General features: G+C 56.2%; 28 protein-coding genes. 19 read left to right on the top strand and 9 right to left on the bottom strand.

The features are described from left to right. The first annotated feature begins 8 nt into the window (after positions 1–8). The 4 genes from H6815_12750 to H6815_12735 all read left to right on the top strand — a co-directional run bounded on the left by H6815_12750 (position 9) and on the right by H6815_12735 (position 4,851). Positions 9–812 (top strand): hypothetical protein, encoded by an 804-nt coding sequence (locus H6815_12750; GenBank protein ID MCB9861311.1) that lies wholly within the window; start codon positions 9–11, stop codon positions 810–812. Between the two features lie 130 nt (positions 813–942). Continuing rightward, positions 943–1,713 (top strand): 3-oxoacyl-ACP reductase FabG, encoded by a 771-nt coding sequence (gene fabG, locus H6815_12745; protein ID MCB9861310.1) that lies wholly within the window; start codon positions 943–945, stop codon positions 1,711–1,713. 144 nt (positions 1,714–1,857) lie between these two features. Next, entirely contained in the window at positions 1,858–3,063 is a 1,206-nt protein-coding gene (gene hppD / locus H6815_12740; GenBank protein ID MCB9861309.1) for a 4-hydroxyphenylpyruvate dioxygenase, read from the top strand. Positions 3,064–3,312: 249 nt separating this feature from the next. Next, a complete protein-coding gene (locus H6815_12735) occupies positions 3,313–4,851 on the top strand; it encodes an SEL1-like repeat protein (protein ID MCB9861308.1) in 1,539 nt (512 codons plus the stop codon). 180 nt (positions 4,852–5,031) lie between these two features. Here the strand turns inward: H6815_12735 and H6815_12730 are convergent, their stop codons facing one another. Both H6815_12730 and H6815_12725 read right to left on the bottom strand, forming a co-directional pair. Further along, on the bottom strand, positions 5,032–5,271 hold the full coding sequence (locus tag H6815_12730; protein ID MCB9861307.1) for a hypothetical protein: 240 nt from the start codon (positions 5,269–5,271) through the stop codon (positions 5,032–5,034). Positions 5,272–5,348: 77 nt separating this feature from the next. Continuing rightward, a complete protein-coding gene (locus H6815_12725) occupies positions 5,349–5,564 on the bottom strand; it encodes a hypothetical protein (protein MCB9861306.1) in 216 nt (71 codons plus the stop codon). A 31-nt stretch (positions 5,565–5,595) separates the two neighbouring features. Here H6815_12725 and H6815_12720 point away from each other — a divergent pair, with 31 nt between their 5' ends. The 3 genes from H6815_12720 to H6815_12710 all read left to right on the top strand — a co-directional run bounded on the left by H6815_12720 (position 5,596) and on the right by H6815_12710 (position 8,585). Continuing rightward, entirely contained in the window at positions 5,596–6,621 is a 1,026-nt protein-coding gene (locus H6815_12720; protein MCB9861305.1) for a ketoacyl-ACP synthase III, read from the top strand. 57 nt (positions 6,622–6,678) lie between these two features. Beyond that, on the top strand, positions 6,679–7,431 hold the full coding sequence (locus tag H6815_12715; GenBank protein ID MCB9861304.1) for a hemolysin III family protein: 753 nt from the start codon (positions 6,679–6,681) through the stop codon (positions 7,429–7,431). A gap of 104 nt (positions 7,432–7,535) precedes the next feature. Further along, positions 7,536–8,585 (top strand): hypothetical protein, encoded by a 1,050-nt coding sequence (locus H6815_12710; GenBank protein ID MCB9861303.1) that lies wholly within the window; start codon positions 7,536–7,538, stop codon positions 8,583–8,585. 49 nt (positions 8,586–8,634) lie between these two features. On the opposite strand, the gene H6815_12705 is transcribed toward H6815_12710, so the two are convergent. The 3 genes from H6815_12705 to H6815_12695 form a co-directional block, all read right to left on the bottom strand. Next, positions 8,635–9,801, bottom strand: coding sequence for a M20/M25/M40 family metallo-hydrolase (locus tag H6815_12705; GenBank protein ID MCB9861302.1), 1,167 nt, complete (start codon positions 9,799–9,801; stop codon positions 8,635–8,637). Positions 9,802–9,943: 142 nt separating this feature from the next. Next, complete coding sequence (locus H6815_12700) at positions 9,944–11,164, bottom strand: hypothetical protein (GenBank protein ID MCB9861301.1); 1,221 nt, start codon at positions 11,162–11,164, stop codon at positions 9,944–9,946. Between the two features lie 207 nt (positions 11,165–11,371). Beyond that, on the bottom strand, positions 11,372–12,454 hold the full coding sequence (locus H6815_12695; protein ID MCB9861300.1) for a polyprenyl synthetase family protein: 1,083 nt from the start codon (positions 12,452–12,454) through the stop codon (positions 11,372–11,374). A 288-nt stretch (positions 12,455–12,742) separates the two neighbouring features. On the opposite strand from H6815_12695, the gene H6815_12690 reads away from it, so the two are divergent. The 7 genes from H6815_12690 to H6815_12660 all read left to right on the top strand — a co-directional run bounded on the left by H6815_12690 (position 12,743) and on the right by H6815_12660 (position 17,915). Beyond that, a complete protein-coding gene (locus tag H6815_12690) occupies positions 12,743–13,300 on the top strand; it encodes a hypothetical protein (protein MCB9861299.1) in 558 nt (185 codons plus the stop codon). 45 nt (positions 13,301–13,345) lie between these two features. Beyond that, on the top strand, positions 13,346–14,251 hold the full coding sequence (gene atpB, locus H6815_12685) for a F0F1 ATP synthase subunit A (GenBank protein MCB9861298.1): 906 nt from the start codon (positions 13,346–13,348) through the stop codon (positions 14,249–14,251). 175 nt (positions 14,252–14,426) lie between these two features. Beyond that, complete coding sequence (gene atpE / locus H6815_12680) at positions 14,427–14,705, top strand: ATP synthase F0 subunit C (protein ID MCB9861297.1); 279 nt, start codon at positions 14,427–14,429, stop codon at positions 14,703–14,705. Between the two features lie 159 nt (positions 14,706–14,864). Further along, positions 14,865–15,623: a F0F1 ATP synthase subunit B gene (gene atpF / locus H6815_12675; protein MCB9861296.1), complete on the top strand. Its 759-nt coding sequence runs from the start codon at positions 14,865–14,867 to the stop codon at positions 15,621–15,623. Positions 15,624–15,668: 45 nt separating this feature from the next. Next, positions 15,669–16,289, top strand: a complete 621-nt coding sequence (gene atpH / locus H6815_12670; GenBank protein MCB9861295.1) for an ATP synthase F1 subunit delta — start codon at positions 15,669–15,671, stop codon at positions 16,287–16,289. Between the two features lie 25 nt (positions 16,290–16,314). Continuing rightward, positions 16,315–17,520, top strand: a complete 1,206-nt coding sequence (locus H6815_12665) for a phosphoglycerate kinase (protein MCB9861294.1) — start codon at positions 16,315–16,317, stop codon at positions 17,518–17,520. Positions 17,521–17,588: 68 nt separating this feature from the next. Further along, the gene (locus H6815_12660; protein ID MCB9861293.1) at positions 17,589–17,915 is read left to right on the top strand and encodes a barstar family protein; all 327 of its coding nucleotides are present in this window, start codon (positions 17,589–17,591) and stop codon (positions 17,913–17,915) included. Positions 17,916–18,301: 386 nt separating this feature from the next. Here H6815_12660 and H6815_12655 read toward each other — a convergent pair whose 3' ends face one another. Together H6815_12655 and H6815_12650 are read right to left on the bottom strand one after the other, a co-directional pair. Continuing rightward, positions 18,302–18,679: a VOC family protein gene (locus H6815_12655; protein ID MCB9861292.1), complete on the bottom strand. Its 378-nt coding sequence runs from the start codon at positions 18,677–18,679 to the stop codon at positions 18,302–18,304. 172 nt (positions 18,680–18,851) lie between these two features. Continuing rightward, positions 18,852–19,748 carry a DDE-type integrase/transposase/recombinase gene (locus H6815_12650; protein ID MCB9861291.1) on the bottom strand — a complete coding sequence of 299 codons (897 nt, stop codon included), beginning with the start codon at positions 19,746–19,748 and terminating at the stop codon, positions 18,852–18,854. Between the two features lie 105 nt (positions 19,749–19,853). Here H6815_12650 and H6815_12645 point away from each other — a divergent pair, with 105 nt between their 5' ends. Continuing rightward, on the top strand, positions 19,854–20,528 hold the full coding sequence (locus tag H6815_12645; GenBank protein MCB9861290.1) for a hypothetical protein: 675 nt from the start codon (positions 19,854–19,856) through the stop codon (positions 20,526–20,528). Between the two features lie 17 nt (positions 20,529–20,545). Then, complete coding sequence (locus tag H6815_12640) at positions 20,546–21,610, top strand: ImmA/IrrE family metallo-endopeptidase (protein ID MCB9861289.1); 1,065 nt, start codon at positions 20,546–20,548, stop codon at positions 21,608–21,610. Here the strand turns inward: H6815_12640 and H6815_12635 are convergent. Next, a complete protein-coding gene (locus H6815_12635) occupies positions 21,607–21,864 on the bottom strand; it encodes an RNA-binding protein (protein ID MCB9861288.1) in 258 nt (85 codons plus the stop codon). The two genes, H6815_12640 and H6815_12635, sit on opposite strands and share 4 nt — an antisense overlap. 100 nt (positions 21,865–21,964) lie before the next feature. Between H6815_12635 and H6815_12630 the strand changes: the two genes are divergently transcribed. Continuing rightward, on the top strand, positions 21,965–22,438 hold the full coding sequence (locus tag H6815_12630; GenBank protein ID MCB9861287.1) for a DinB family protein: 474 nt from the start codon (positions 21,965–21,967) through the stop codon (positions 22,436–22,438). A gap of 27 nt (positions 22,439–22,465) precedes the next feature. Here H6815_12630 and H6815_12625 read toward each other — a convergent pair whose 3' ends face one another. Further along, positions 22,466–22,930, bottom strand: a complete 465-nt coding sequence (locus tag H6815_12625; GenBank protein MCB9861286.1) for a hypothetical protein — start codon at positions 22,928–22,930, stop codon at positions 22,466–22,468. A gap of 203 nt (positions 22,931–23,133) precedes the next feature. Between H6815_12625 and H6815_12620 the strand changes: the two genes are divergently transcribed. Together H6815_12620 and H6815_12615 are read left to right on the top strand one after the other, a co-directional pair. Next, positions 23,134–24,597, top strand: a complete 1,464-nt coding sequence (locus tag H6815_12620) for an aminotransferase class III-fold pyridoxal phosphate-dependent enzyme (GenBank protein ID MCB9861285.1) — start codon at positions 23,134–23,136, stop codon at positions 24,595–24,597. Next, the gene (locus H6815_12615; GenBank protein MCB9861284.1) at positions 24,584–24,787 is read left to right on the top strand and encodes an FG-GAP repeat protein; all 204 of its coding nucleotides are present in this window, start codon (positions 24,584–24,586) and stop codon (positions 24,785–24,787) included. The genes H6815_12620 and H6815_12615 overlap by 14 nt, the downstream gene beginning before the upstream one ends. Positions 24,788–24,878: the final 91 nt, after the last annotated feature.

Raw genomic sequence — 24,878 nt, 5'->3', positions numbered from 1 at the left:
TGTTCTTCATGCGATTTGCCACATCACGGTATCTTGGCGTTGCGACAATCCTCGGACTGTCGAGTGTTCTCTGCGTTGGAATGACCGGCTGCAAGGAGAAGAAGAAACCGGCTCCTCCGCCCGTGACGAATCGAAATGATGCTCCGCCCCCACCGCCGCCAACCTTCAATGTCCAGACTGTCGCCCAGTCCATCGGCGCGGATAATCGTGTCAAGATCGCCGGCGAACAGGAAGTGCTTGATGAATCGTTCGCCAAAGCCTCGATTGAACTTGCTGATGCAATCGCAAGAGGGAACGACTCTGGACTTCGCAGTCTCTTGCAGCGTCCTGACGGAAGCACCCTTGACCAACTCATCGACACTGACGACTGGTACGCCGAAACTGGAAAAATCGAGCAGGTTCGTGTCATCATGGTCAATGAAGGCGGCGTGCCCGGCGCGCCAATCCCAACCAGCTTTGGTGGCAATATAAAGCTGCCATCTGGTGCACTGCTTCTGGCTGTGCAGGAACCCGGTTCGTCCTATCTTCTCGGCTGGGCTGCGTACAACGATACTGGCACGTGGAAGTTCAGCGGGTACGGCACCATCGACGAGCAGCGTGCGCGCGCATCGCAATGGGACAACATCGGGAAGGACGCGTTTGTTCATGCGACCGCGTCATCTATAGACAACTTACTTGAAAGCATTCCGCAGGAGTTGCGGGATCAGATCCCGGAAGATCTCCAGAAACAGATCGAAGAGAATGCTCCGCGCAAGTCCGTCCCATCGCCAGGCGGTCCGATCCAGGTCCCCACTGGCCCAGCCGACGGCTAAGCTTCCCAAGTACATCAAACTCACCACACAACGCCCGGGCTATATGCCGCGGGCGTTTGTCGTTCGCACACCCCAGCAGTTCTCCAGCCTATCCTGAAGTCCTCCCAACACGTCTCCCGAGGAAGATATCGTGTCAGAAACCACTGCTGATCAACGTGTCGCTGTTGTTACCGGCGCAAGCCGAGGCATCGGAAAGTCCATCGCGCTGCGTCTTGCAGATCCAAAGAATCCGTGCGGCGGTAATCGTCATGTGGTTTGTGTGGCGCGCAGCGAGGGTTCGCTCAACGACGTTGTGTCAGAGATCACCGCAAACGGCGGCAAGGCAACAGCACTCGCTGTCGATGTTGGCGATCGTGCCGCGTGGGCTGGCGCACTCGAGAAACTCGCTGTTGATCTGGGTCGCATCGATATCCTCGTCAACAACGCCGGCATCACGCGCGACAATCTCATCCTGCGCATGAGCGACGACGAATGGGACGATGTGATCCGCGTCAACCTGACCAGCGCATTCGTTGGCATGCGCGCGGTTGCTCGCACCATGATGCGTGGCAAGTTTGGTCGCATCGTCAATATCGCGTCGACCTCTGGCATCGTTGGCAACGCCGGACAGGCGAACTACGCCGCTGCGAAGAGCGGGCTTGTTGGGCTGACCAAAACGGTCGCACGAGAGATCGGCTCAAAGGGCATCACCTGCAATGTCATTGCACCGGGATTCATCGAGACCGACATGACCGCGAATCTCCCCGATGCGGTGAAGGACGGCGTCAAGAATCTCATGAGCATCCGCAGGCTCGGCACAGGCGCTGACATTGCGGAAGCCGTCGCCTACGCAACCAGCGATGAGGCAGGGTTCCTCACGGGCCAGACCATCTGCGTCGATGGCGGCCTGACAATGGTCTGAAACACTTTCAGTGCCCCTCTGTACCACCACTGACAGGTTTGAGGACTGACATATCCTCAAATCGCTCCTATCCTGTTGTTGTTTCGCACGCTCTGATGGATGCCCATCCGGGCACGTTTGCGTTCCGTCTTTGGAGGATTTGCTATGACAACCGCATCAACATCGCCAACAAACGCCGTCAAGTCAGCCTCCACCGATCCGCTCAGTCTCATCGATGTCGATCACGTGCGGTTCTACGTCGGCAACGCCAAGCAGGCCGCGTACTTCTACGCCAACACCTTCGGATTCCAGATCGAGCAGATCGCCGACCTCACCACAGGCTCGCGCGATGAGGCCGACTACCTGCTCACGCAGGGCAACATCCGTCTCATGCTCACCACACCGTTGCACGATCGTCATCCGGCCGCCGAAGAGGTCAAGCTCTATGGCGACGGCGTGAAGGACGTCGCGTTCACCGTCCACGATGCGGTCGCAGCCTACGAGCGCGCGATCAAGAACGGTGCCCAGTCCGCTGCTGAGCCGCGCGTCATCACAGACTCTCGCGGCACCGTCACTGTTGCATCCATCAAGACCTATGGGCGCTGCGTCCACACATTTGTGTCGCGCACGGGCGAGTATGCGCTTCCTAAGATCAAGCAGGGCGCAGAGTTCATGCCCACCTTCAAACGCTCCGAGGTCACCGCGCTCAACGAGTGGAACAAGAAGAACCCGTGCGGCCTGAAGTACGTCGACCACCTCGTCGGCAACGTCGAAGAGGGCAAGATGAACCACTGGGTGAAGTTCTACGAGGACGTGCTTGAGTTCAAAATGTTCAAGCACTTCGATGATGCCGACATCTCGACCGAGTACTCCGCGCTGATGTCAAAGGTCATGGCATCGGGCAACAACCTCATCAAGATGCCCATCAACGAGCCCGCGCCCGGCAAGAAGAAGTCGCAGATCCTCGAATACCTCGAGTGGCACAACATGACGCCCGGCGTGCAGCATCTCGCGCTCCGCACCGACGACGAGATTTCGTCCGTTGCAGAACTCCGGCGACGCGGCGTGGACTTCCTCTCACTCCCGGACACCTACTACGAGCGTGTCTGGGATCGCGTCAACACCATGCTCACACAGCACGGTCACAAGGCTGTGAAGGAAGACCACACGAAGATCAAGGACCTCGGCATCCTCGTGGACGCCGACGACGAGGGGTACCTGCTCCAGCTCTTCACCAAGCCGCTCCAGGACCGCCCGACCCTGTTCTTCGAGATCATCTGCCGCCGGGGCTCACAGTCGTTCGGCAAGGGCAACTTCAAGGCACTGTTCGAGGCACTGGAGATCGAGCAGGAGCGTCGCGGGAATCTGTAGGAAGTTTGAACCACAGAAGACACGGAGGAACACAGAGAATGCACAGAGATGTGCTGCTCTGTGTTTTTCTGTATAATGCGAACAGATCAAAGCGTCATCCCCGCGCAGGCGGGGACCCAGTCGAGACAGTAATTATGAACCGCAGAGGACGCGGAGAAAATACTGAGAAGTACTAACTGGTGTTTTATTGTACGATGTAAATGCCATTCTCTCGCCAGTGGAGAGTCAGCTTACGAAATGGGGTGTTAAATGCGTACTTATCTATTCGTTACTATATCAGCACTTCTATTTACACTTACCCAAGCATCGTTTGGAAAACAAGCATCTTTAGATATTACCGAAATCACTGAACGAGCAGAAAAACTGCTTATACGAACCAGCAGTATTGAAAATGAAGAGATCAAAGCAAAGAAAGCTCGCGATATTTTGCAATACCAGCTCACTCCATATCTCAATGATCCCGCCCTGAGCAGCAATGACGCAGGCAAGATTTGGCGGCTTGCGGCACTAGCTACACACTATTCGCAAGACAAAACAAACATTCCCCTAGTAGTCACGATGACAAAACAAACAAATCACAGCTTTGACAGCGATCCACTTCTTCAAAATGTGATTAAAGAACTTGAATCGTCTGGAATCACATACTGGGAAAGCGAAGTTCTTGCTGACCGAGATAGTTTCATTGCATTAATGCGGCATAGCGCAACTTCTGATTCGACCGTGTTATTCGACATAGCAAATTGCTTCGAGCACGGAAAAGGAGCAATCGTAGACAAGGCCGAATCAGCAGTTTGGTATCAACAAGCAGCCGACAATGGCAACATTGATGCAGCATTTCAACTCGCAACACTGCTTCATTATGGTGACGGGTTGCCCAAAGATCCAAAGCGAGCCAAGCAACTCTACACAATTGCAGCCGAAGCCAAGCATGTTGAATCCATGTACAGACTAGGTCTCTTGTTTATTGAGGCTACCATTCGGAATAACCAATCCACACAAATCGCAATTGATTGGTTTGAAAAAGCAGCGACTTTTAATCATGCCCCATCAATGTATCAGTTAGGCCGACTGTATGACAAAGGCGGCACTGCTGCCCAAAGTTACGAGATTGCCGCAGGCTGGTATCAACGAGCTGCAGATATCGGGGATCCAGATGCCATGTTCATGCTCGGCATCATGTACCAAGACGGACGAGGCGTTCCCAAACTACAGTCGGTTGCCGATGATTGGTTTAGTAGGGCGAGAGTTCGCGCGATCAGAGTAGGGCGCCCTTTAGCAAGTCAGATAACATTCTTTGATTGCAAGATTGATGCGCCAAAAGTAGTTTTCATCTGCGATGTATCTGATTCAATGACAACTCGAAACAAATCTGAAATGCTGAATGCCGAACTGATTAATACAATCCAGAATCTTCAGCCGGAAATCGGATACGCTGTGTACTGGTTTGATGATTGGGGATCAAGAATCATAAAACCCCTTGAATGGACCAGCACAGATCAGTTTAGCAGCCGTCGCATTGCGTCTAAAATACAACAAGGTGCCAAAGATCTATTCTCGTTTGAAACATCCTTCGATAGCGCATTTAACATGGACCCATTGCCAAACGCTATAATTCTTTCGACTGATGGCGGATTGGCACGAGATGCAATAGAAAGGATTGAGGCTGTGTCTATTTCTCACAATGTGCCAGTCTATTGCTTCTCGATTGGATCCTCAAATAGTGACCGTGACTTAGAACTACTCGCTCTGGAGTCGGGTGGAACCTTTACCAAAGTCCGAGTTCCATAATGTTCAGTAAATATCGAAATTGCCCTACGCTCTCTGTCCAGTATCCTCATTTGTAGTTCATGATTCAACTTGCTGGATCCCCGCCTGCGCGGGGATGACGAGAATGAAGTCTCTCGCCTAACGCCCTGCCCTTTTTCTCCGCTCTGCGAACCTCCGCGTCCTCTGTGGTTCCATTCCGAATCAGTCCAGTTGCAGACCAAACCGTGCCAACTTCGGAGCAAAGGTCGCCATCTTCAGACCAAACCGGTCCAACTTCAAAGCAAACACGTCCACGTTCAGAGCAATGATCATCCTGTTTGGAGCAAACACGTCCAGCTTTGAAGCAAACCGGGCCATCTTCGGAGTAAACAGGGTCACGTTTGGAGTAAACATCGCCTTGTTTAGAGCAAACCTCTCCCTGTTTGGAGCAAACGTCGCCACGTTTGCTCTCACTTTTGCCGTTATCCAACCCTTTTCTGAAGATTCAGGGGGGATTTTGGAGCCGTTCAAACCCTCAATCACCTGACACCCACCGAATCAAGTATCCACTTTGCGAGTTCTTCGCAATATCTCCACGCTCGCCAGCGACAGGTAAACAGCGACTCGTGATCCATACAATGCTCCGGACCGGAAGGAGCGTTCTCGCGCTCGCACAACCCAATCACGGGGACCGGGCCAGCATGGATCGGCCCTCGCAGGCCGGGATTGGATGTGTTGACCGTGCATGAGAGCACAACCCGCCCCCCTCAGCCAGCAGTGCGTGGCATGCCTTCCGCAATACAGACACGTGACACATCGCCAGTTCTCGCGTCGATCGCGGGGCTCGGGCACTATCTGCCGGAAACAACGATCACCAACAAGGACCTTGAAGCGCTTGTCGATACGAGCGATTCGTGGATCACGTCGCGCACAGGCATCAGCAGCCGGCGGCGTGCTGGTGCAGGACAGGCCACCAGCGATCTTGCGATCGAAGCCTCGCGCGCTGCATTGGACGATGCGAACATCGACGCGGCCGACATCGACATGATCCTGCTCGCGACCGCCACGCCCGATCTTCCCGTGCCATCGAGCGCGTGCATTATCCAGAACGCGCTGGGCGCGTCGAACGCCGGCGCGATGGACATCAACGCGGGCTGCTCAGGTTTTCTGTACGCACTCCACACCGCGTGCGCATTCGTGCGCAGCGGACAGGCGCGGCGTGTGCTCGCGATCGGGTCTGAGACACTGACGCGCATAACCGACTACACAGATCGACGCACGTGCGTACTCTTCGGCGACGGCGCTGGCGCGTGCGTCATCGCCGATCATGGCAGGATGGACCTGATCTACTCGCAGGTGCGCAGCGACGGCTCGCAGGCCGATCTCATTCAGATCCCCGCGGGGGGCAGCCGCACTCCCGCGTCAAGCCAGACCATTGCAGATCATCAGCACTTCCTGCAACTCGATGGTACACGCGTGTTCAAGCAGGCCGTGCGGAGAATGGTCGAAGCCGCGCACGAAGGGCTCGCCGCAACGGGGCTGTCGGCATCAGACGTCTCGTGGGTGATACCGCATCAGGCCAACGCGCGCATCCTCACCGCCGTTGCCGAGCAGGTTGGAATCGCCGTCCCCCGCGTCGTTAACGACATCGCAGAAACGGGCAACACGTCGGCAGCCAGTGTGCCAATCGCGCTCAACCGCGCGCGATCCGCTGGCGTGTTCGAGCCGGGTCAGCTCATCATGCTGCTGGCCTTTGGCGCCGGACTGACATGGGCATGCCAGATCCTCCGCTACACTGATTCCAACGAGTAGTCATACCAACGAGTCACTACTCGAACAGAACACAGAAAGGATGGCACGCTCCGCGTCATGTCTGCACCACCCACGGAACCCATCAACCCCATCGCCGGATTCTTCGAACCCTTCAGCGCGCTGAGCCATCTGCTTGGCGCGGTCGTGTTCGCCGTGCTCGGGTTTCTGCTTGTGCGCAAAGCGCATCGCGCTGGCGGGCACACCGGGTTCCTGCTCGTGTACGTCGTGTGCACCGTGTTCCTGCTGGCGATGAGCGGCGTGTACCACATGCTCACCGAGGGTAGCACCGCGCGGGACGTGCTCGGCAGGCTCGATCACGCGGCGATCTTCACGCTGATCGCGGGCACGCACACGCCGGTGCAAGGCATGTTCTTCAGGGGCAAAGCGCGCTGGGTGCCGCTCGCGTTGATGTGGACAGCTGCCATCACGGGCATCACCATGTTCACGATCTTCTATGGCCGGCTTCCACTCGGGCTCGGCACCGCGGTGTATCTGTTCCTTGGATGGATGGCGGGCGTCTCCGGCATTGTGCTGTGGCGAAGACTCGGCACGCACAGACTGCGGCTGCTGCTCGGCGGCGGTGTCGCATACACCATCGGCGCGATCATCATGGGCATTGGATGGCCCGTGCTCATCCCGGGTGTTGTCGGCTCGCACGAACTCTGGCACGTCGCGGTGCTTACCGCAATGGCGATGCACTGGCGGTTCCTCTACACCAACGCTGAAACCCGATGCCGCGCACCATCGCACGACTGCATCACGCAACAAACAATGGAGACTTCCGAGGTGCAGTACGCTGCGAGCGCATAACTACACAGTCTGGCTTGAGCTATGTCAAGTTTGTGTAAAGCGATTGAGTTCGCTCCAAGGCTTCAGCAGCCATATTGTGATGTTCCCCATGACGGAGTTCCACGATGCTGCATCGCACACGATCGTTCCGAGCTGTATTTGTTTTGGTTATTGCGCTCGCCCCACTTGCGATGACATTCGCATGGTCAGCGCCCGGGCATCGCACCATCACTCGACTGGCAATCGCGCTCCTGCCCGATGACGTGCCAGCATGGCTGCGAGAACCTGATGCTGTTGAGATCGCAGCGTACCAGTCCAACGAGCCGGACCGCTGGCGCGGCACACGCACACCAGCACTCGCACACGAGAACAACGGCGATCATTACATTGATCTCGAACTGCTCACTGATCACAAGCTGACGCTGCGCACACTCCCGAGACTGCGGTACCAGTATGTTGATGCACTCATTCGAACAACCGCTCACGGTAACGATGCCGGAACAGAACGCAGAGGTGTTATCAGTTTCGATCCAGAGAAGATCGGTTTCCTGCCCTACGCCATCATGGAACACTACGCGAAGCTGGTGTCGTCAATGAACACCGTGCGGATTCTGGAAACGCTTGCCGACCCTGCACGCGAGCGTCAACTCGCAGCTGCGCGTGCGAACGTGCTCCGCGAGATGGGACAACTCAGCCACTTCGTCGGTGATGCTGGCCAGCCATTGCACACAACAATCCACCACCACGGCTGGGTTGGCGACAATCCGAAGGGATACACGACTGATTCTGGGTTCCATCGGTATATCGATGACGATGTCGTCGCGTTGCACGCGCTGAATCTTGCAGGACTTGATACCTATCGAACCCCAATGGCAGCGATTCGCAGCGACAGCGTGTGGGAAGCAACACTCGCGCTCATCGAACGAAGCTTCGACTCGCTCGAGCCGTTATACGATCTTGAAAAGTCCGGGGAACTCCAACAGGACCCTGGCAAAGTGTTTATCGCAAAGAGAATGTGCGACTCAGCATCGGTTCTTGCTGGACTGTACTATCGCGCGTGGCTCGAAGCAGAGCCAACCGAGCAGCAGGTGGAGAGCTTCGTCAAGTACAACGCTCTGGCCGCTGAGGAATCCTGGACGGCAAAGAAAGAATCACGCACCGCAGATCGCCCATAAAAGGCAACCTGTGATAGTGCTCGCCAGTTGATGTCACAGGTTCGTCCGCTTACTTCACCTCAGCGAGATACGCAGTCACAACGTCACGTGCTGCGCCGAGATCGCGTGTATCGATCATCTCTGTGACTGTGTGGATATACCGCGTGCCACAGGTGATGCCAACCGCGCGCGCACCTGCCGCGGCCTGCTGCGCAGCTGCGCCATCCTGACCACCCGCTGCGAGGATCGTCCGCTGGTACGTGATCTTGTGCTTGATGGCGCACGCTTCGATCTCGTCGACAAGGTCAGCATTCGCGATGAACGATCCGTCCTTGATGTGCAGACCGAACCCCGAGCCCTGCTTCGTCACCGCTTCGCTCGCTGGAACGCCGGGCGTGTCGCATGACAGAGTCACGTCAAGACCAAGGCCAATATCTGGCTGAACTGCGAATGAACTCGTCTTTGCGCCGCGCAAGCCAACCTCTTCCTGTGTCGTGAACGCGACGACGATCTCGCACGCGTGCGATTTCTTCGAGTTCACCAGTTTGCGGATAGACTCGATCCCGATCCAGCACGCGAACCTGTTGTCGAGCGCCTTTGAAACAACCTTCTTGCCGACCTCGATGAACGGCTCGTCCATCACAACAAAGTCGCCCACCTGCACGAGCTTTGTCACCTCGGACACGTCGCGGCCGATGTCGACAAAGAACTCCTTGACCTGCGGCACCTTCGAGCGTTCTTCCGGTGCAGAGATGTGGATCGGTCGTCCACCGGGATTCATCACACCCTTGAAGTCGCCGTGCTTTGTGCACACAAGTACGCGGCGCGAGAACAGATTGCGCGGATCGAACCCGCCCGCGTTGTTGAGCCAGAGGAACCCATTCTCATCGATCGACGACACGTAGAACCCGATCTCGTCCATGTGGCACAGCAGCATCACACGCGTGGGGTTCTTCGATGACTTGCTGCGCGATTTGCGTGTGCAGATGAGGTTGCCCATTGCGTCGGTGCGAACCTCGTCAAACAGCCCGTCGATCTCGGACTCGATCAACTCGCGCACGCGTTCCTCGCGCCCGGGCACGCCGGGCATCTCACAGAGTCTGCGGAGCAGATCGATGTTGAGGTCCGACGAGCGTGCTGATCCTGCGCTCGCGGGCGACGCGCTGCCGCGTGCTTTGCGGGTTGTGGTCTTCTTTGTGGTTCTGCGTGTGGATGCTTTTCGTGGGGTGCGTGCCATGGGTGCTCCGATGGAAAGGGTGTGGTTTGGGGCGTGATCTTACGCATGTCGGACGTGCAGTGTGTTCACGTAACAGCATGCAGCATGTCCATGCCACACGAACACCCTAATACCCGGCGCTAAATCTTTGGGAACTACGTCGTCACGGACACCCGGCCGCATATGCATTGCCGAAGCAGATGTAGTCGAAGATATCAAAGTCGCCATCACCATCGCAATCTGCGTACGGCTCGTTCGCTACGTAAGCATTGCCAAAGCAGATGTAATCGAATGTGTCAAGCGTGCCGTTCTCATCGCAATCTGCGTAGCATGCGGATGGCAGTGGCATCGTCCAGAGCAGGGCTTCTTCGCGTTGAGTCACGGAGTTGAAACCGAAGCCAACGACAGAGAGTGTTACACCGTCATTGGAGATGCCTCTGGCCTGACTTGAGCTGAACTCAACCGGCAGAAAGGCGTGCAGATCGATCCACGAGGCTGCTGTGCCACTCCACAGACTGGCACGAAACACCCCAGCCACTTCAACGTACCCCGCTTGATGTTCGCCATTGGTGGCATAGGCCCGGGACAGCGTCGAACTTTCAGGATTGAGATCAACCCAAGATTCGGCCGACCCACTCCACAGACTGGCGCGGGTGACGTCGTCCACCACGACCCAGCCCGCCTGCTGCCCGTCGCTGATCGCTTCGGCCCTAGACCACGTCGAGTTGGTCGGGTTCAAGTCAACCCAAGATTCGGCCGTCCCGCTCCATAGACTGGCGCGGACCACACCACCCAACGCGACTAGCCCCGCCTGCTGCCCGCCACTGATGCCATAGGCAGCAGACGCATCCGCGCCAGCCGGGTGCAGATCAACCCACGACTCGGCCGACCCGCTCCACAGGCTGGCGTGCGGCACACCCGAAATGCCTGGAGCCCCCGCCTTCCGAATAGCGACAAAGCCCACTTGCTGCCCGCCGCTAGTTGCAATCGCCCCGGAGTATGCATTTATCGTGCCGGTCGTCGCGGTCGGGTGTAAGTCAACCCACGAGGCGGCTGTGCCGTTCCACAAGCCGGCGCGAGTATTCCCAATAGTGGCTGACCCTACCTGCTGTCCACCGCTCACAGCAACAGCCCGTGACCAACTCGAACCAGGCGGACTCAGGTCGATCCACGAGGCAGCCGAGCCGCTCCACAGAATGGCACGACCGACCCCAGATCCTCCAAACACTAATCCTACCTGCTGTCCGCCACTGATAGCCAAAGCCTCAGATTGCCACCCGCTTGACAAGCCCGGTGGGTGTAGGTTTGTGACCGTCCACTGCGCGTGGACACTGGTGGTGAAGCCCGCGAGTGCGGCGACGATAACTAGCTGCTTTGAGATCATATCTCTCTCAACTTTCGAGTCGCTCTCTTGTGTGGCTCCCTAGTGAACCATAGCAAAGTACTGGAAAACACGCCTGTTGTCAATCTGTATGTACTAGGAGCAACCGATTCCAAACGGACCGCATAGCCCACGTCTTCACGTTGAACATATTGGCCTGTGGTCAAACACCTTGCTACATACCAAACGAGGAATGCATCAAGGATGAAGCTACCTAGCCCGATCCAGCACCTGCTGTGCCATAGCAAGCAATGCTGTGCGTGCTTCTGACACCGGGAATCTGCTGATGTCTGCGGCTGCTTCGGTGACGAGCTTCTGCGCTTCATTGCGGGCGCTGGCCATCGCGCCAGACGATTCGAGCAAAGACACGAGTTGTGTTCGTGCCGCATGCGCAACCGAAGGTTCGTCTGCCATGCGCTCGATGAGTGAGTTGCACACGTTGCGATCGTGGTCTAATGCACTGTGCAGATAGAGGATCAATGGCAATGTGAATGTGCCACAGCCAAGGTCCTTGCCTGTTGGCTTTCCGAGTGTATCTTCGGTGCTGGTCAGATCGAGGATGTCATCCTGAATCTGGAACGCTGCACCAAGCAACCTGCCGATGCGTTCGACGCGATCGCATGTTTCGCTGTCGTGTGGCATTGCTGCCACCGCGCCGAATCTGCACGACAGCCCGATCAACCCTGCGGTCTTGGCGTTGACAATGTCAAAGTATGTTTCGCGCGCCACACGCTGATCGTTCCGATGATGGAGTTGGAGCAGTTCCCCCTCGCACATGGTCGCAGCAATATCACCCATCAGTTCCGCATAAGGGCGTTCACTGTCGGGTGATTGCACGCGGGCGCAGAGCGCGTATGCGCGTGAGAACAGCAGATCACCGAGCAGCACCGCAGTCTCGTTGCCGTGGCGAGCGTTGATTGATGGACCACCGCGGCGTGTCTGCGCGGCATCGAGCACATCGTCATGGACCAGCGTCGCCAGATGGACCATCTCGCACACCGCAGCCAGACGGATTGAGTCCTCTGATATCTGCGAGCGATCGTCCGCTAGTTCGGCGAAAGTCAGCACCAGCGTCGGGCGGAGCATCTTGCCTCGGTACCGGGCCAGATGACCAATCACCGTCCCAACAACAGGGCTGGTCGAGGCGAGTTCTGCTTCCATTAGATCTGAAACACGGGCCAGCCCTGCTGCGATTCGGTCCGAGAGTGCCACTCCCGGCGACGAGCAAGGGGCTTGCACCTCGAATCCGGCCCGCTGTCTGGGCGATGCTGGGATGGCGGAAGTTTCACTCATTCTTGAAAACAGTAGGTGTGGTTTCAGCCTTGAGTGAAATCTGCCCGACAGATTTCGTTCTTTATCTGGGCAGTCTGTCGGCTGAGACGGCTCCCTGGGATTGCACTCGGTTCGGCACGCTGAGTTGGTCAGACCCGCACCCTTTTCCTGACGAAAAACTCGCCGTCAGGGTGCTTGCACGCTATCCTTGTGGCCCTTCGGTGAGCCTCCGTTCTGGCTGGCCGGTTTGTCATTGATACGGGATTCAAAGCCCACAAAAACCGTGAACGCACCCTGAAAGTCGAGGTTATGCAGACAGCAGGATCGCACCAGCAACCCTCCACACCTCATGCTGGCCCGGGTCGGGTCAACATCAGGAAGCTTGCGCTTGTGCTGGTTGGACTGTCATTTGCAGTTCCCCTTGCAACTGCTGGTGTCATTCTTGGTGCCATGCCGAGTGCAGATCCTGTTTCCGCATTAGCAGCTATCGCACCATCAGTCGTTGGCACAATTATTGGCTTGACCCTGCTGACCGGTATCCGTGCCCAAGCCACCTCACATGGAACTTTCACGTTAATTTGTCTGGTTGGTGGCGCAAGCCGAATGCTCTCATCGGTGGCTCTGGCTCTTGCGGTTTATTTGCTTGCTGAGCCAGACAAGGTGCCGTTCTGGGCATCATTCCTTGTCACCGGTTTGTGCATGCTGATCGCAGAGACAGTGATGTTGATGTCCGCATCGTCAAGCCAGCCGACAACATCGACACACACATACACACACACTGATGCTGCACCATCCGAAGATGATGCTGTTCGTTCGTTTCGATCGGAATCTGGCAGCACACAGCGTGCAGATGAGCAGGCTGCCTGATTGAACCTGATTTGAGGCTGTTCGTTTCGGAAGGATCCATTTCGCATGTTCACGTTGGCAGCAAGCCCAATCGAACACATCATTAACCACAAGGCGCTTGAGATAGGCGGTTGGTGGGTGTGGACCGCGAATCAGACGAACATCGTCATCGCAGCTGTCCTTCTTATAGTGCTCGGGATGTATGTCGCGAACAAGATCGGCACCGGCCCCGAGTCCGAAGGCAACGACCGGTATCTCGCAAAAAACTCGTTTGCATCAATGATCGAGGTCATTGCAATCTATCTGCGTGACGAGATGGTCAAGCCGCTGCTCGGGGAACGCACAAAGACGTTCATGCCGTTCCTTTGGGCGTTGTTCTTCTTTATCCTGATGAACAACCTCCTCGGACTTGTACCGCTGCTTGACCTCAATATGCTTTTTAACCACTTCACAGGTGGCGACATGCATACCGCATGGATCGGTGGCACTGCCACGCAAAGCATCTACGTCACGGGTATTCTGGCTCTTGTCGCCGGTCTTGTGATCAACATCGCAGGTATCAAGGAACTTGGTATTGGTGGGTATCTCAAGCATCTGACTGCCGATGCGCCGGTTGCTCTATGGCCGCTTATGGTGACCATTGAGGTTGCCGGTATCTTCATTAAGCCTGTGGCGCTCGCCATTCGTTTGTTCGCCAACATGACAGCTGGCCACACACTTGTCGCAACGCTGCTGATGTTCGCTGGTGCGGGCATTGTCATGCTGCTTGAGAAGGGCAATGTGCTCGGTGCACCGATCTCACTCGTCTCAGCGATTGGTGTGATTGCAATCTATTTCCTTGAGTTGTTTGTTGCCTTCCTGCAGGCATTTGTTTTCATGTTCCTGACAGCCGTGTTCATCTCCATGTTGTCGCATCACGGCGATCATGATCACGAACATGACGATCATCACACGCACGCGCACGCGGCGTAAAACAGCAATCGCACCGATCGGCCCGTTCGCCGCGGGGAGGGGTTGGTGCTTTCGACAATCGGGAACGCTCGGCCACCGGGCCCTGGGTTCTCCTCGCGGCAGACAACAGTCCCACGTTCACGGTTCGTTCTGAGTTTAAGGAAGAAAGAAAGCCATGATCACAACCAAGTCTCTTATGCTCGCCTTCGGCACAATCGCAGCAGCACCCGTCGCAGCCATGGCGCAGGCAGGCGCGTTTGACGGCGTTGGCAAGGGTCTCGCCGCAATGGGTGCCGGCCTCGCTGTCATCGGCGGTGGTCTTGGCATCGGTCTGATCGGTAAGGGTGCGGTCGAATCCATCGCCCGCCAGCCGGAAGCCTCAGGCCCCATCGTCACCAACATGATTCTGACAGCGGCTCTCGTCGAAGGTGCGACGCTGTTCGCAGTTGTCGTCGGTCTGCTTGCGGCTCTCTGAAGCCGAGGGCTGAGATCGCATGATCTTTCAGCCACAATGTGCAACGTACCGATTCGTCCGGACACGGGCGAGTCGGCTTTGGCTCGAATCGCGAGACAGCTATGACATAGCTGGATCGCATACTCGAATGTCGGTCCCACCGTTCGGAGACACAAATCCATGTCCTCGATGACAACACAACGTCTTCCACTCATTCGTTTTCTCCTCACATGCGTATGCGTAATGACGCTCAGCGTGGTCCTCACGCCAGTCGCATCCGCACAGGGCGAGCACGGTGAAGAAACCACACACGCTCAACCGGAAAACCACGGCGAATCAACTCCTGCTCATGCCGAACCAGGGCATCAGGAAGAATCGGGTCACAATGACGAGCACGCTGCCAGCGGGCACGATGAGCATGGAGCCGCCAGCCCAATTGCAAAGCCCAAGGAAGCCATGTGGACCGCGATCACCGCGTTGATCGCGTTCGGCGTTGTCTTCTTCGTATTCGCTACAAAGATCTGGCCAAAGATCGAAAAGGGACTTTCCGATCGCGAGTCCAAGTTCCGTGATGAGATCAAGGCGGCTGAGAACGCGCGTATCCAGGCCAAGGAAGCACTCGTTGAGTACGAAAAATCGCTCGCTGAAGCTCGTGCTGAAGCAAAGCAGATGCTTGAGGAGACTCGTGCTCAGCAGGCAACCTACGCAGCTGAACTGAAGGCAAAGGCCGATCAGGAACTCGCTGCGATGAAGGACAAGGCACGTCGCGACATCGATTCCGCTCGCCGTGCCGCTGTCGCGGATATTTACAACGAGGCGTCAACACTCGCAACGAAGATTGCCGGAAAGATCCTGCAGCGGGAACTCTCAGCCGCTGACCATCAGCGTCTGGTTGATGAGTCGCTCGCAGAACTCCAGTCGATATCCCGCACCAACTGATCTTTCGGTTGTTCGGATCACGCCTCGAACCTCACGGAACTCACCATGCCACTGATCGAATCAGAACCGGACATTGTTGCAAACACCTACGCGAATGCGTTGTTCGAACTCGCACGCGATGCTGGTGGCGAGATCGAGGCAGAATCTGTCCTTGCCCAGTTGGAGGGTGTGCTGGAGATTGCTCGCAAGGATGCCCAGTTCAATGAGTTCCTTGCCAGCCTCGCCCTTCCAACGGAAAAACGTGCGGCATCCCTGAAAACCATGCTCACCGGCAATGTCTCATCGCTGGTGCTCAACTTCCTCCTTGTGCTCAACGACAAGGGCCGACTCTCCAATCTTCCCGCGATTGTCCGCGCACTCGACGTCATCGTGCAAGAGCACTTCGGCCGTGTAGAAGTGGATGTGTACACACCAGCAACCATCAGCGCCGAGGCGCTGGAAGCACTCAAGTCACAACTGCGAAATCGGCTCAACAAGGAAGTCATTGTGCATCCCTACACCGACTCATCCATGATCGGTGGCATCCGCCTGCGCATCGGTGATCAGCTCATTGACTCGTCTGTCGCAACACGCCTGCGCCGGATGGGCGATCAGCTTAAAGAACAAGGCCTGAGTTCGCTTCGTACAAATATCAACAAGGCCATCGAAGGCCACATCGACGACTGATCCATCCTCAACCCACGAGGCTGCCATGAATAAACAGACCATCGCTCGCACGGATGTCAAAGGCAAACGTGTTCTTGTTCGCGTGGATTTCAACGTCCCCATGGAGAATGGCTCCATTCAGGACGACCAGCGCATTCGCGCAGCGGTTCCGACCATCCGCTCGATCATTGATCGCGGCGGGAAGGCAATCCTTATGAGCCATCTCGGCAGGCCGAAGGGCAAGGGATACGAGCAGGACTCGTCTCTTGCGCCCGCTGCCAAACGCCTTGGCGAGATCCTTGGCACTGCTGTTGAGTTTCCATCGAACGACTGTATTGACGCGGGTGCAGCAAACGCGATCAGTGCAATGAGTGACGGCGATGTGATCCTCCTTGAGAACCTTCGACATCACGCTGGCGAAAAATCGGGTGACATGGACTTTGCTATGAAACTGGCCGCGTATGGTGACATCTACGTCAATGACGCGTTTGGCACATGCCATCGCACGGACGCATCCATGGTTGCGGTGCCACGCGCAATGGAGGGCAAGCCTCGCGTTGTTGGCATGCTCGTTGAGAAGGAGATCAAGTATCTCAGCGCAGCCATTGCTAATCCGACCAAGCCGTTTGTCGTGATCCTCGGCGGTGCGAAAGTGTCGGACAAAATGGGTGCGATCGAGAACCTGCTGCCTAAATGTGATTCGCTGCTCGTCGGCGGCGCCATGGCCTACACGTTCCTGAAAGCGCTCGGCAGACACGTCGGAGATTCGCGCGTCGAGACTGATCGCATCAATGACGCCAAACGCATGATCGATCTGGCGGCAAAGCTCGACACAGATCTCTTCCTGCCCGAGGACCATGTCTGTGGCGACTCGTTCGATCACGCGCCTGCGAATATCGAGGTCTACACCGACACGATCGCCGACGGGTTCATGGGGCTCGACATCGGGCCACAAACACAGGCAACATACGCAAACATCATTGAGAACGCGAAGACCGTCGTCTGGAACGGGCCGATGGGAGTGTTCGAGTGGACACCGTTCTCGATCGGCACCAAGACAGTCGCCAAAGCGATGGCACACGCAACAAAGAACGGCGCAACAACCATCGTCGGCGGCGGCGACTCGGCAGCTGCAATCGAACACTTTGGACTTTCCGATCAGGTCAGCCACGTCTCAACTGGCGGCGGCGCGTCGCTTGAAATGCTTGAGGGCAAGCCGTTCGATGCTGTCGAACTACTGGATAATGCATAACCCATTCAAAAACTCATGCCGAAACAAGCCCTCGCATCCACGAGGGTTTTTCGTATACACTCATCTCCATGCCAACTGTCCGCATCGATGGAGCAAAGATAACTTGCAGGCGTTCTTTCCATCGCGTCTTTGCTGATGCACTCGGTTTCCCAAAGTTCTATGGAGGAAACATGGACGCGTGGATTGATTGCATGCGATCGCTCCACCATCCAGGCGACGGCATGACAATGATCCATGCATCAAACACAGAGCCGGTAACGCTCTATGTCGACAACGCCGAAGCGATGCCGAAAGATCTTCGCGACGAACTCTTTACATGTACAAACATTGTCAACGCCGAGTATGCCGCCGAGGGAAAGGCAGCTGCACTGGTAGTTGTCTTCTCTGAGAAATGAACACTGGTATGGAACAACACTTCGATCTGGACATTGCCCACACACACTGCATACGCAATCGCAAGGAGATCCTCGCAAGCGAACTCTGTGGATGTTTTTACTGCTGCGGCATCTTCTCTTCACATGACGTCCACGATTTTCTTGATGAGCGAGAGGGGCCATCGCTTACGGCGCAATGTCCGCGCTGTGGCATTGACTCAGTCATCGGGTCAGCATCGGGATTCCCAGTGACACCAGCATTTCTACTCGCAATGCGTGTGCGCTGGTTTGGTGACTCTACACAAACTAACACACGCTAGGCCACATACACAAACAACCCGCGACTCCCGCCACGGGTTGATGTGTGTGCTGAAGTTCAGCAGTGCTGAATCGAAGGGAGTGTGTTCTTATCCCTGCTGCATGGCTTTCCACAGACCGATGCAGTTGCCCTCGGGATCTCTGAACCATGCGAACCAACCCATGCCCGGGACTTCCTGCTTGGGGATGAGCGTGCTCCCGCCGAGCGATTCGCACTTTGCGAGCGTTGCTTCGATGTCGTCCACGAGCGCGTAGAACGTGACGTACTGGTGCGGCTCATGTCCCAGCGACTGAATGTGTCCGCCGATGCCGTCGGTCTTCTTCTCGGCGTACGGACCGAGGTTGTTGACCATCGCCATGCTGGGCATGCCCTCGGCGTACTCCCACCCGAGCAGTTTCGAGTAAAAATCACGGGTCTTTTCGAGGTCCTTGCATCCGATCTCAAAGTGAACGACAGGTGCTGCCATGGTAATCTCCTTTGTCCTGCATGTGTGGTGAATGTCGCGAAGCCGGGCGAACACATGTTCGCAAAGAAAGGCAACGCTGTCTGTGCTGACGGGAAAGCCCCGTGGAAATCGACCGGGTCGGGTCGAATCAGGTTTGGGCAGAACGATACACCCCGTGGATTTGGGTAGTGGGTCAGTTTGAATCTGCCTTTTTCTTGTAAGGACCGCGTTTCATCGCGCCCGCTTCGATCTGTTCGGCCTCGACACGCTCCAACAGGCCCACAAGTTCCTCGATGTCCCACACATGGTCGGCGATCCCGGCCTCCATCGCCGGGGTCACTCGCAGCGACGAATGTACACGGCAGAAGTTGTAGTACATGAAGTGAATCGAGATCGCGCATTGCAGGTTGTAGAGCTTCTTGCTGAATGCGTTTGTCAAACGGGTGTACCGGCGCATGTGCATCCGAATCGTGAGGTTGTTGCGCTCGACGTGGCTGGTGCAAACGTCCACAGCGTTCGATTGTCCCATCACGGGTATCTTGCGTGTGCCGATGCATTGGCCGGGGCTGTAGCGGGCCTGTGTGCCGCGATCATCGCCGTAAATCTTCACGAGCTGCGCGTAGTCCACGTTGTTTCCGAACGCCTCAGCAACTGCGCCAAGGTACGCAGCGTGCCCGTCGGTCGAAAGCTGGATGCGGTTCACGATCCGGCCAGCAAGATCGAGCATGAACGTCTTGGCGTCCTCGGAGTCACGCTTGCCAGCGTGGTACGAGATAATCAGCTTGCTGTCAGCGTCAATCGCCGTCCATGTCCAGATGCTCCCCACGCCCGGCTCGTCGCGCATCCGGTCGGGAAGGTTCTTGTCCTTGGCGTAGCAGAACGCCCACAGTTCGTCGCACTGGACGCGCTCGGCTTGGAGGCCCACCACATGCTCATCGTGGTACGCAGCACATACCGGGCCGAGGTCGGTCAGAAGCTTCAGGACCGTTCCCTTGGCAACGCCGGTCATTCGGGAGGTCGCACGGATCGAACATCCCTCGACCAGTGCGGACACGATTCGGACCCGATCAGCGGTGGAAAGCTTATTCATACTGACCATTATATCCAACCGCTTCGACTTTTGGCCATTTTGATGAATAAAATCTTGAATATTTTGGGTTGTTTTTGCGCACATAGTGTGCTACCATATGCGATCATGATGCACAGGCCAATTGACGACAGAGAAATCGTTTGCGTGACGGAACCTTGGTATCCCGCATTCGCGCTCGCGCTGGAAATGAGCATGCGAGATGTTCGAGCATGTCTGCCGTTCTCCGGTTCTCTGAAGAAAACCGAGCGAGCAAACTTGATGCACGCAACGGGACGGCGGCACTTTACAAACCTTGTTGATGCAGCCGGCATGCCCGCACTGACTATTTGTGAAGAGCCCGACGGACGTGGACTAGACTACATGGTGTTGAGTACCGGCGAAGTGCCCGTTGCAATTCGGTGGGCTCGGTACAACGGTGATGGAGTGCGTCGTAACAGCACCAAACGATCATTCGATATTCAATCCAGTGGGCACATCTGTACGCAGCCGCGTTTGTTTGGTGGTGATGACGAAGTTGATGAAAATGGAACGGATTGTCCGATGGTCACGCTCGCCTACACGGTGGAAGATGACTACACAGAAGCTGGCGTCGCACAATGGTGGATTGGCCGCATCGTTCTGATACGAGAACGACTTGAGGGCAGTGAACTGATCCGTGTGGTTCGTGAATACGAACGACCACAGCGGTCAGGGTCCATCGACGATGAGATGCAGTTGAGAATCAGAGAACGAGTCAGCGATTTTGAAAGACTTCAGAGACTTGTTCCCAAAATAGCGTAAAACGAAGAGGTTACAACATGACAGCGGTCAATGGAGAGATGATCGCACTTGCCCGCGAGTCGCGTGGCTGGAGCCAGAACGATCTGGCTTCTGCGCTCGGTGTATCGCAGGCTTCAGTGTCGAAATATGAAATCGGCAGTGTTGCAGTGCCAGAACAAGTCGTACGCGACATCGGAAGGGTTTTGCGCTATGACACATCGTTGTTCTACCAGCACGAGTCTATATACGGAATTGGTGGCGACTTCCTTTATAGAAGTAGAAAACGAGTTCCTGCCGCTCTAAAGAGGCAGGCTCAGGCAAACGCAAACATCCGTCGCCTTCAGGTAAAGCGACTGCTTCGATCATCTGAGGTTCTAGCACCAGACATGTTCCCGCACATTCCTGTTGACGAAGTTGGTGGTCGTCCAGAAGTTGTCGCACAAGAAGTGCGAAAGATTCTGAGAATCCCGTCGGGGCCAATACGGAACCTGACGCGTATTGCTGAGCGCGCCGGTGCAATTGTTTTTCATTGTGACTTTGGTACAAACCAGATTGATGGCACAAACATACGACTGCCCGGCGAACCTCCATTGCTGTTTCTGAACTCGGAATCTTCCGGAGAACGCTTGATATTTAGTCTTGCGCATGAAATAGGACATCTTGTGATGCACTTCACGTCTGTGTCTGAGAACGCAGACCAAGAAGCAGATGTCTTTGCAAGCGAACTTCTTATGCCAAGATCGGAGATTCGTTCAGACCTTCGCAACTTCGATCTAAACACTGCGCTTCGGCTAAAGGCCACATGGCGAGTATCAGCAGCCGCACTCATACAACGCGCGCTTCAGCTTGGAATCATCAGCCAAGATCAGCAGCGTCGATTCTATACAAAGATGAACGCTACAAACATGAGAGCGGTGGAGCCTCTCCCCATTGAGAAGGAAGTACCAGAAGCATTCGACGCACTTGTACGTCTCCATAAGGACAAGATGGAAATGGACGACACAGAAATGTACAGGCTTTTGTATACTGACGAGATTGGAAGCATTCCAGTCCCGCCAATGCTTAGGCTCACCGAGTATTTGCCGTTTGCACAAGAAGGCTAGTCTTTGTTGCGGCGAGCGTTCGATGCATTTCGGGCACTTTCGCGGCGCTGTTCAGATGATTGCTTAGCCGCCCGGGCTTTTCCGCCTTTGCGACCAAGTTCAACAGCCGCAGGGTCTTTGCCGTCGTCCTCTGCCCCCTCGCCCGTAGCCTGTTTGAGTATTCTCGCCGCGATCTTGTTTACGTCGATACCGCCAGACTTCTCCCGCTTGGGGGAGGCTGGCTTCTTGTCGTCGTTGCTTGATCGCTCTGGCATCCCGTTACGATACGGTGGGCGTGATGGTCAGTCCAAACGAGGGTCGGAATTCCGGATTTCAAACTGACCCACTACCTGGATTTGTTCCATACAGTCCCACATGGGAACAGAAGAAAAGAATCTTCTTTCGAGTTCGGCACGCGATCTGGCTGCGTTCTGGTGGGAACAGGCGTGGGACGACGGGCTGTGGGCTGCTGGATGGAACGCCTCGATAGCCACATTAACGCCTGAGCAGGCCTCGTGGACACCAGCCTCGGGACGTAAGAGCATCTGGCAGCATGTGCTGCACATGTGCTTCTGGCGTGAGGAATGGCTCAGACGGATCGATGGCCAGCCGACCACACCCAAGCACGATCTTCCCGCGCACATCTGGCCCGCAATCACCGATGTCTCGCAGCACGCGTGGGACGAGGCTCGGAACAGACTTGCCGTCACTCAGGAACACATCCGCAATCGGTTCCGGAGCGGGAACGACGACAACGAACCACTGCTCTGGTTTCTTCCGCACGATGCATACCACTTCGGACAGATCAATCTGCTCAGGGCAATGCAGGGACTCGACGCAATCGAATAATTGCAGCGGTTGCTTCAGGACTCTCCGTTATAGCACAGTACGGTTGTGACGCACCAGCGCCCGCTTCATCATGAACGCGATCGGGATCAGCAGCACCCTTGTCAATCCCGATCGTGGATGCATCTCAAGTGTTCTTGTTGCGTTCCATCCGGCTGCTGGATCATTCAGCGGCGAGAAGGTCCATCGCTCGGTGAACGAAGTTGCCAGCCTGGACAGCGGCTTCGGAAACTCACCCATTGTCAGTTCGATGCATCGCTTTGGATCCCACACGGTGATCGTCTCAATGTGCGTGGAGCCGTCGGTATTGTGCGCACGGATGCGTGATCCGACGATCTCGTCCGTTCTAAGCTCGAACGATGCGTTGCTGATTCCCGGCAAAGGTCCCCAGCCTGTAAACGACTTCCACTGCTCCATGTCGATGATGTTGTTACACAACACACCGGGGTTCGTTTGTGTTGTGGCATGAACTGTGATTGTGAGCGGCTTTGTCATGGTGCTGCTTTCACGTAATCGCTGCGTCCGTCTGCGAAATCATTGGGCAACTGTACTACACACAAGAACCCACCCGACACTTCTAAGACCAGAAACCGCAGCACTTATCGCTCGCGGGATTCCAGCAAATCCCGTCATTTCGCCGACACAGTGCACATCGAGGCTACCCTTGCCCGTCGCAACCCGGTTTTCAGGAGTGTCCCATGCCAGCCGCCCACATCTGCTACTCCCCCGCCGCCACCGCTGCCAGCACCATCGGCGCTGCGTTTGCCAGCAATCCCGCAGTGAACGCGTCCATCGACGCGATCGTGGAAGAGGTAAAAAAGGCCAGCGCACAAATCACCGACATCCGTCCAGCCCACGACGATCTGAAGGTCGAGTACGAGGCGCTGCTCAAGCACGCTGGCGACCTGCGCGGGCGTGGCATGTACTACCCGTATCTCGGATCGGGCATCGGCAACGGCGCACTCGTGGAACTCGCTGACGGCAGAGTCATGTGGGACATGATCTGCGGGATCGGCGTTCATTTCTTCGGTCATTCAGAACCTGGGCTGATCCGCGCGGCGCTCGTCGGCTCGCTTGAGGACACACTCAAGCACGGCAACCTGCAGGGCGGCAATAGCGCGTACGAGTTCCTCGACGTCCTCATCGCAGAAGCGAAGAAGGGATCGAATCTCCAGCACGGATTCATCTCGACATCCGGCGCGATGTCCAACGAGAATGCACTGAAGATCTGCTACCAGAAGCACGCGCCCGCGTCGCGCGTCATCGCGTTTCGAAACTGCTTCATGGGACGCAGCGTCACCATGGCGCAGATCGGCGACGGCCCGGCGTATCGCCAGGGCATCCCGCTCTCAACACTCGTGGATTACATGCCGTTCTACGACGAGGCAGAAGCCAAGCGCATCGGCCAGGACAAGCACATCAACAACATCGCAGCACAGTTGCAGGAGTACATCGACCGGTACCCGGGGCAGCACGCATGCTTCATCTTCGAACTCGTGCAGGGCGAGGGTGGTTTTAATGTTGCTCCGCGCGAGTTCTTTGTGCGTCTGATGGAGATGTGCAAGGCCAACGGCATCGCCGTCTGGGACGACGAGATCCAGTCATGGGGTCGCACCGAGTCCATGTTCGCGTACGACGCGCTCGATCTGGGCAAGTACGTCGACGTGTTCTGTGTCGGCAAGATGACACAGGCCTGCGCAACGCTCTTCACACCGCAGTACAACCCCAAGCCCGGCTTGCTCTCGGGTACATTCACCGGTGAGGGTGCGTCATTTCGCGTTGGCCAGCAGATCATCGAGCGCCTTCGCGACGGAAACTACTACGGCTCAAACGGGACAAACGCGAAACACCACGCGCTGTTCCGCAAGCACGTCGATGCCCTTGCAGCAAAGCACCCCGACTGGTTCCCAAAGACCGACGATGTCGTCAGCTTCGCATCCGGGACTGGCGGCATGATGCGATTCACGCCGTTCGGAGGCGACAAGGAGAAGGTCATCAAGGCGTGCAAAGCGTGCTTTGACGAGGGTGTGATCGTGTTCTACTGCGGCCACGGTCCATACCACGTGCGCATGCTCCCGCCGCTGGGCGTGATGAACGAGGCCGACTGGCCGCGCGTCTTTGCGTGCGTCGAGAAGGGGCTGGCGAGGATTGCTGGGGTGTAAATTTGCGATAGCAATCTTTAATGGAGTTGTTGTTGTTGGAGTTCCACACGATGATGATAACGGAGTCGATTCCGGATCAGTATACGTGTTTGATATTAATCGCTGCTATGCAGACTGCGATACAAACGGCCAACTAAACTTGTTTGATTACATCTGCTTCGGAAATGCATATGCAAATGGTTGTCCATAACACTATTTGAGTGAACTACGACTACGACAAACTCAAAAAACCCGACGCATTCTGCATCGGGCTTGTGAATCTGCATGACTGCTTTGGATTC

This window comes from Phycisphaeraceae bacterium (assembly GCA_020639155.1).
Taxonomy (GTDB): domain Bacteria; phylum Planctomycetota; class Phycisphaerae; order Phycisphaerales; family UBA1924; genus JACKHF01.
The sequence above is the reverse complement of the archived record's forward strand: the minus strand, read 5'-3'. Positions and strand labels throughout refer to the sequence as shown.

Bases quoted from the DNA above. Each gene is read 5' to 3' on its own strand.
- H6815_12750 (MCB9861311.1), top strand. From the start codon at position 9: ATGCGATTTGCCACATCACGGTATCTTGGCGTTGCGACAATCCTCGGA.
- hppD (MCB9861309.1), top strand. From the start codon at position 1,858: ATGACAACCGCATCAACATCGCCAACAAACGCCGTCAAGTCAGCCTCC.
- H6815_12735 (MCB9861308.1), top strand. From the start codon at position 3,313: ATGCGTACTTATCTATTCGTTACTATATCAGCACTTCTATTTACACTT.
- H6815_12720 (MCB9861305.1), top strand. From the start codon at position 5,596: ATGCCTTCCGCAATACAGACACGTGACACATCGCCAGTTCTCGCGTCG.
- H6815_12715 (MCB9861304.1), top strand. From the start codon at position 6,679: ATGTCTGCACCACCCACGGAACCCATCAACCCCATCGCCGGATTCTTC.
- H6815_12710 (MCB9861303.1), top strand. From the start codon at position 7,536: ATGCTGCATCGCACACGATCGTTCCGAGCTGTATTTGTTTTGGTTATT.
- H6815_12705 (MCB9861302.1), bottom strand. From the start codon at position 9,801: ATGGCACGCACCCCACGAAAAGCATCCACACGCAGAACCACAAAGAAG.
- H6815_12700 (MCB9861301.1), bottom strand. From the start codon at position 11,164: ATGATCTCAAAGCAGCTAGTTATCGTCGCCGCACTCGCGGGCTTCACC.
- H6815_12695 (MCB9861300.1), bottom strand. From the start codon at position 12,454: ATGAGTGAAACTTCCGCCATCCCAGCATCGCCCAGACAGCGGGCCGGA.
- H6815_12690 (MCB9861299.1), top strand. From the start codon at position 12,743: ATGCAGACAGCAGGATCGCACCAGCAACCCTCCACACCTCATGCTGGC.
- atpB (MCB9861298.1), top strand. From the start codon at position 13,346: ATGTTCACGTTGGCAGCAAGCCCAATCGAACACATCATTAACCACAAG.
- atpE (MCB9861297.1), top strand. From the start codon at position 14,427: ATGCTCGCCTTCGGCACAATCGCAGCAGCACCCGTCGCAGCCATGGCG.
- atpF (MCB9861296.1), top strand. From the start codon at position 14,865: ATGTCCTCGATGACAACACAACGTCTTCCACTCATTCGTTTTCTCCTC.
- atpH (MCB9861295.1), top strand. From the start codon at position 15,669: ATGCCACTGATCGAATCAGAACCGGACATTGTTGCAAACACCTACGCG.
- H6815_12665 (MCB9861294.1), top strand. From the start codon at position 16,315: ATGAATAAACAGACCATCGCTCGCACGGATGTCAAAGGCAAACGTGTT.
- H6815_12660 (MCB9861293.1), top strand. From the start codon at position 17,589: ATGCCAACTGTCCGCATCGATGGAGCAAAGATAACTTGCAGGCGTTCT.
- H6815_12655 (MCB9861292.1), bottom strand. From the start codon at position 18,679: ATGGCAGCACCTGTCGTTCACTTTGAGATCGGATGCAAGGACCTCGAA.
- H6815_12650 (MCB9861291.1), bottom strand. From the start codon at position 19,748: ATGAATAAGCTTTCCACCGCTGATCGGGTCCGAATCGTGTCCGCACTG.
- H6815_12645 (MCB9861290.1), top strand. From the start codon at position 19,854: ATGATGCACAGGCCAATTGACGACAGAGAAATCGTTTGCGTGACGGAA.
- H6815_12640 (MCB9861289.1), top strand. From the start codon at position 20,546: ATGACAGCGGTCAATGGAGAGATGATCGCACTTGCCCGCGAGTCGCGT.
- H6815_12635 (MCB9861288.1), bottom strand. From the start codon at position 21,864: ATGCCAGAGCGATCAAGCAACGACGACAAGAAGCCAGCCTCCCCCAAG.
- H6815_12630 (MCB9861287.1), top strand. From the start codon at position 21,965: ATGGGAACAGAAGAAAAGAATCTTCTTTCGAGTTCGGCACGCGATCTG.
- H6815_12625 (MCB9861286.1), bottom strand. From the start codon at position 22,930: ATGACAAAGCCGCTCACAATCACAGTTCATGCCACAACACAAACGAAC.
- H6815_12620 (MCB9861285.1), top strand. From the start codon at position 23,134: ATGCCAGCCGCCCACATCTGCTACTCCCCCGCCGCCACCGCTGCCAGC.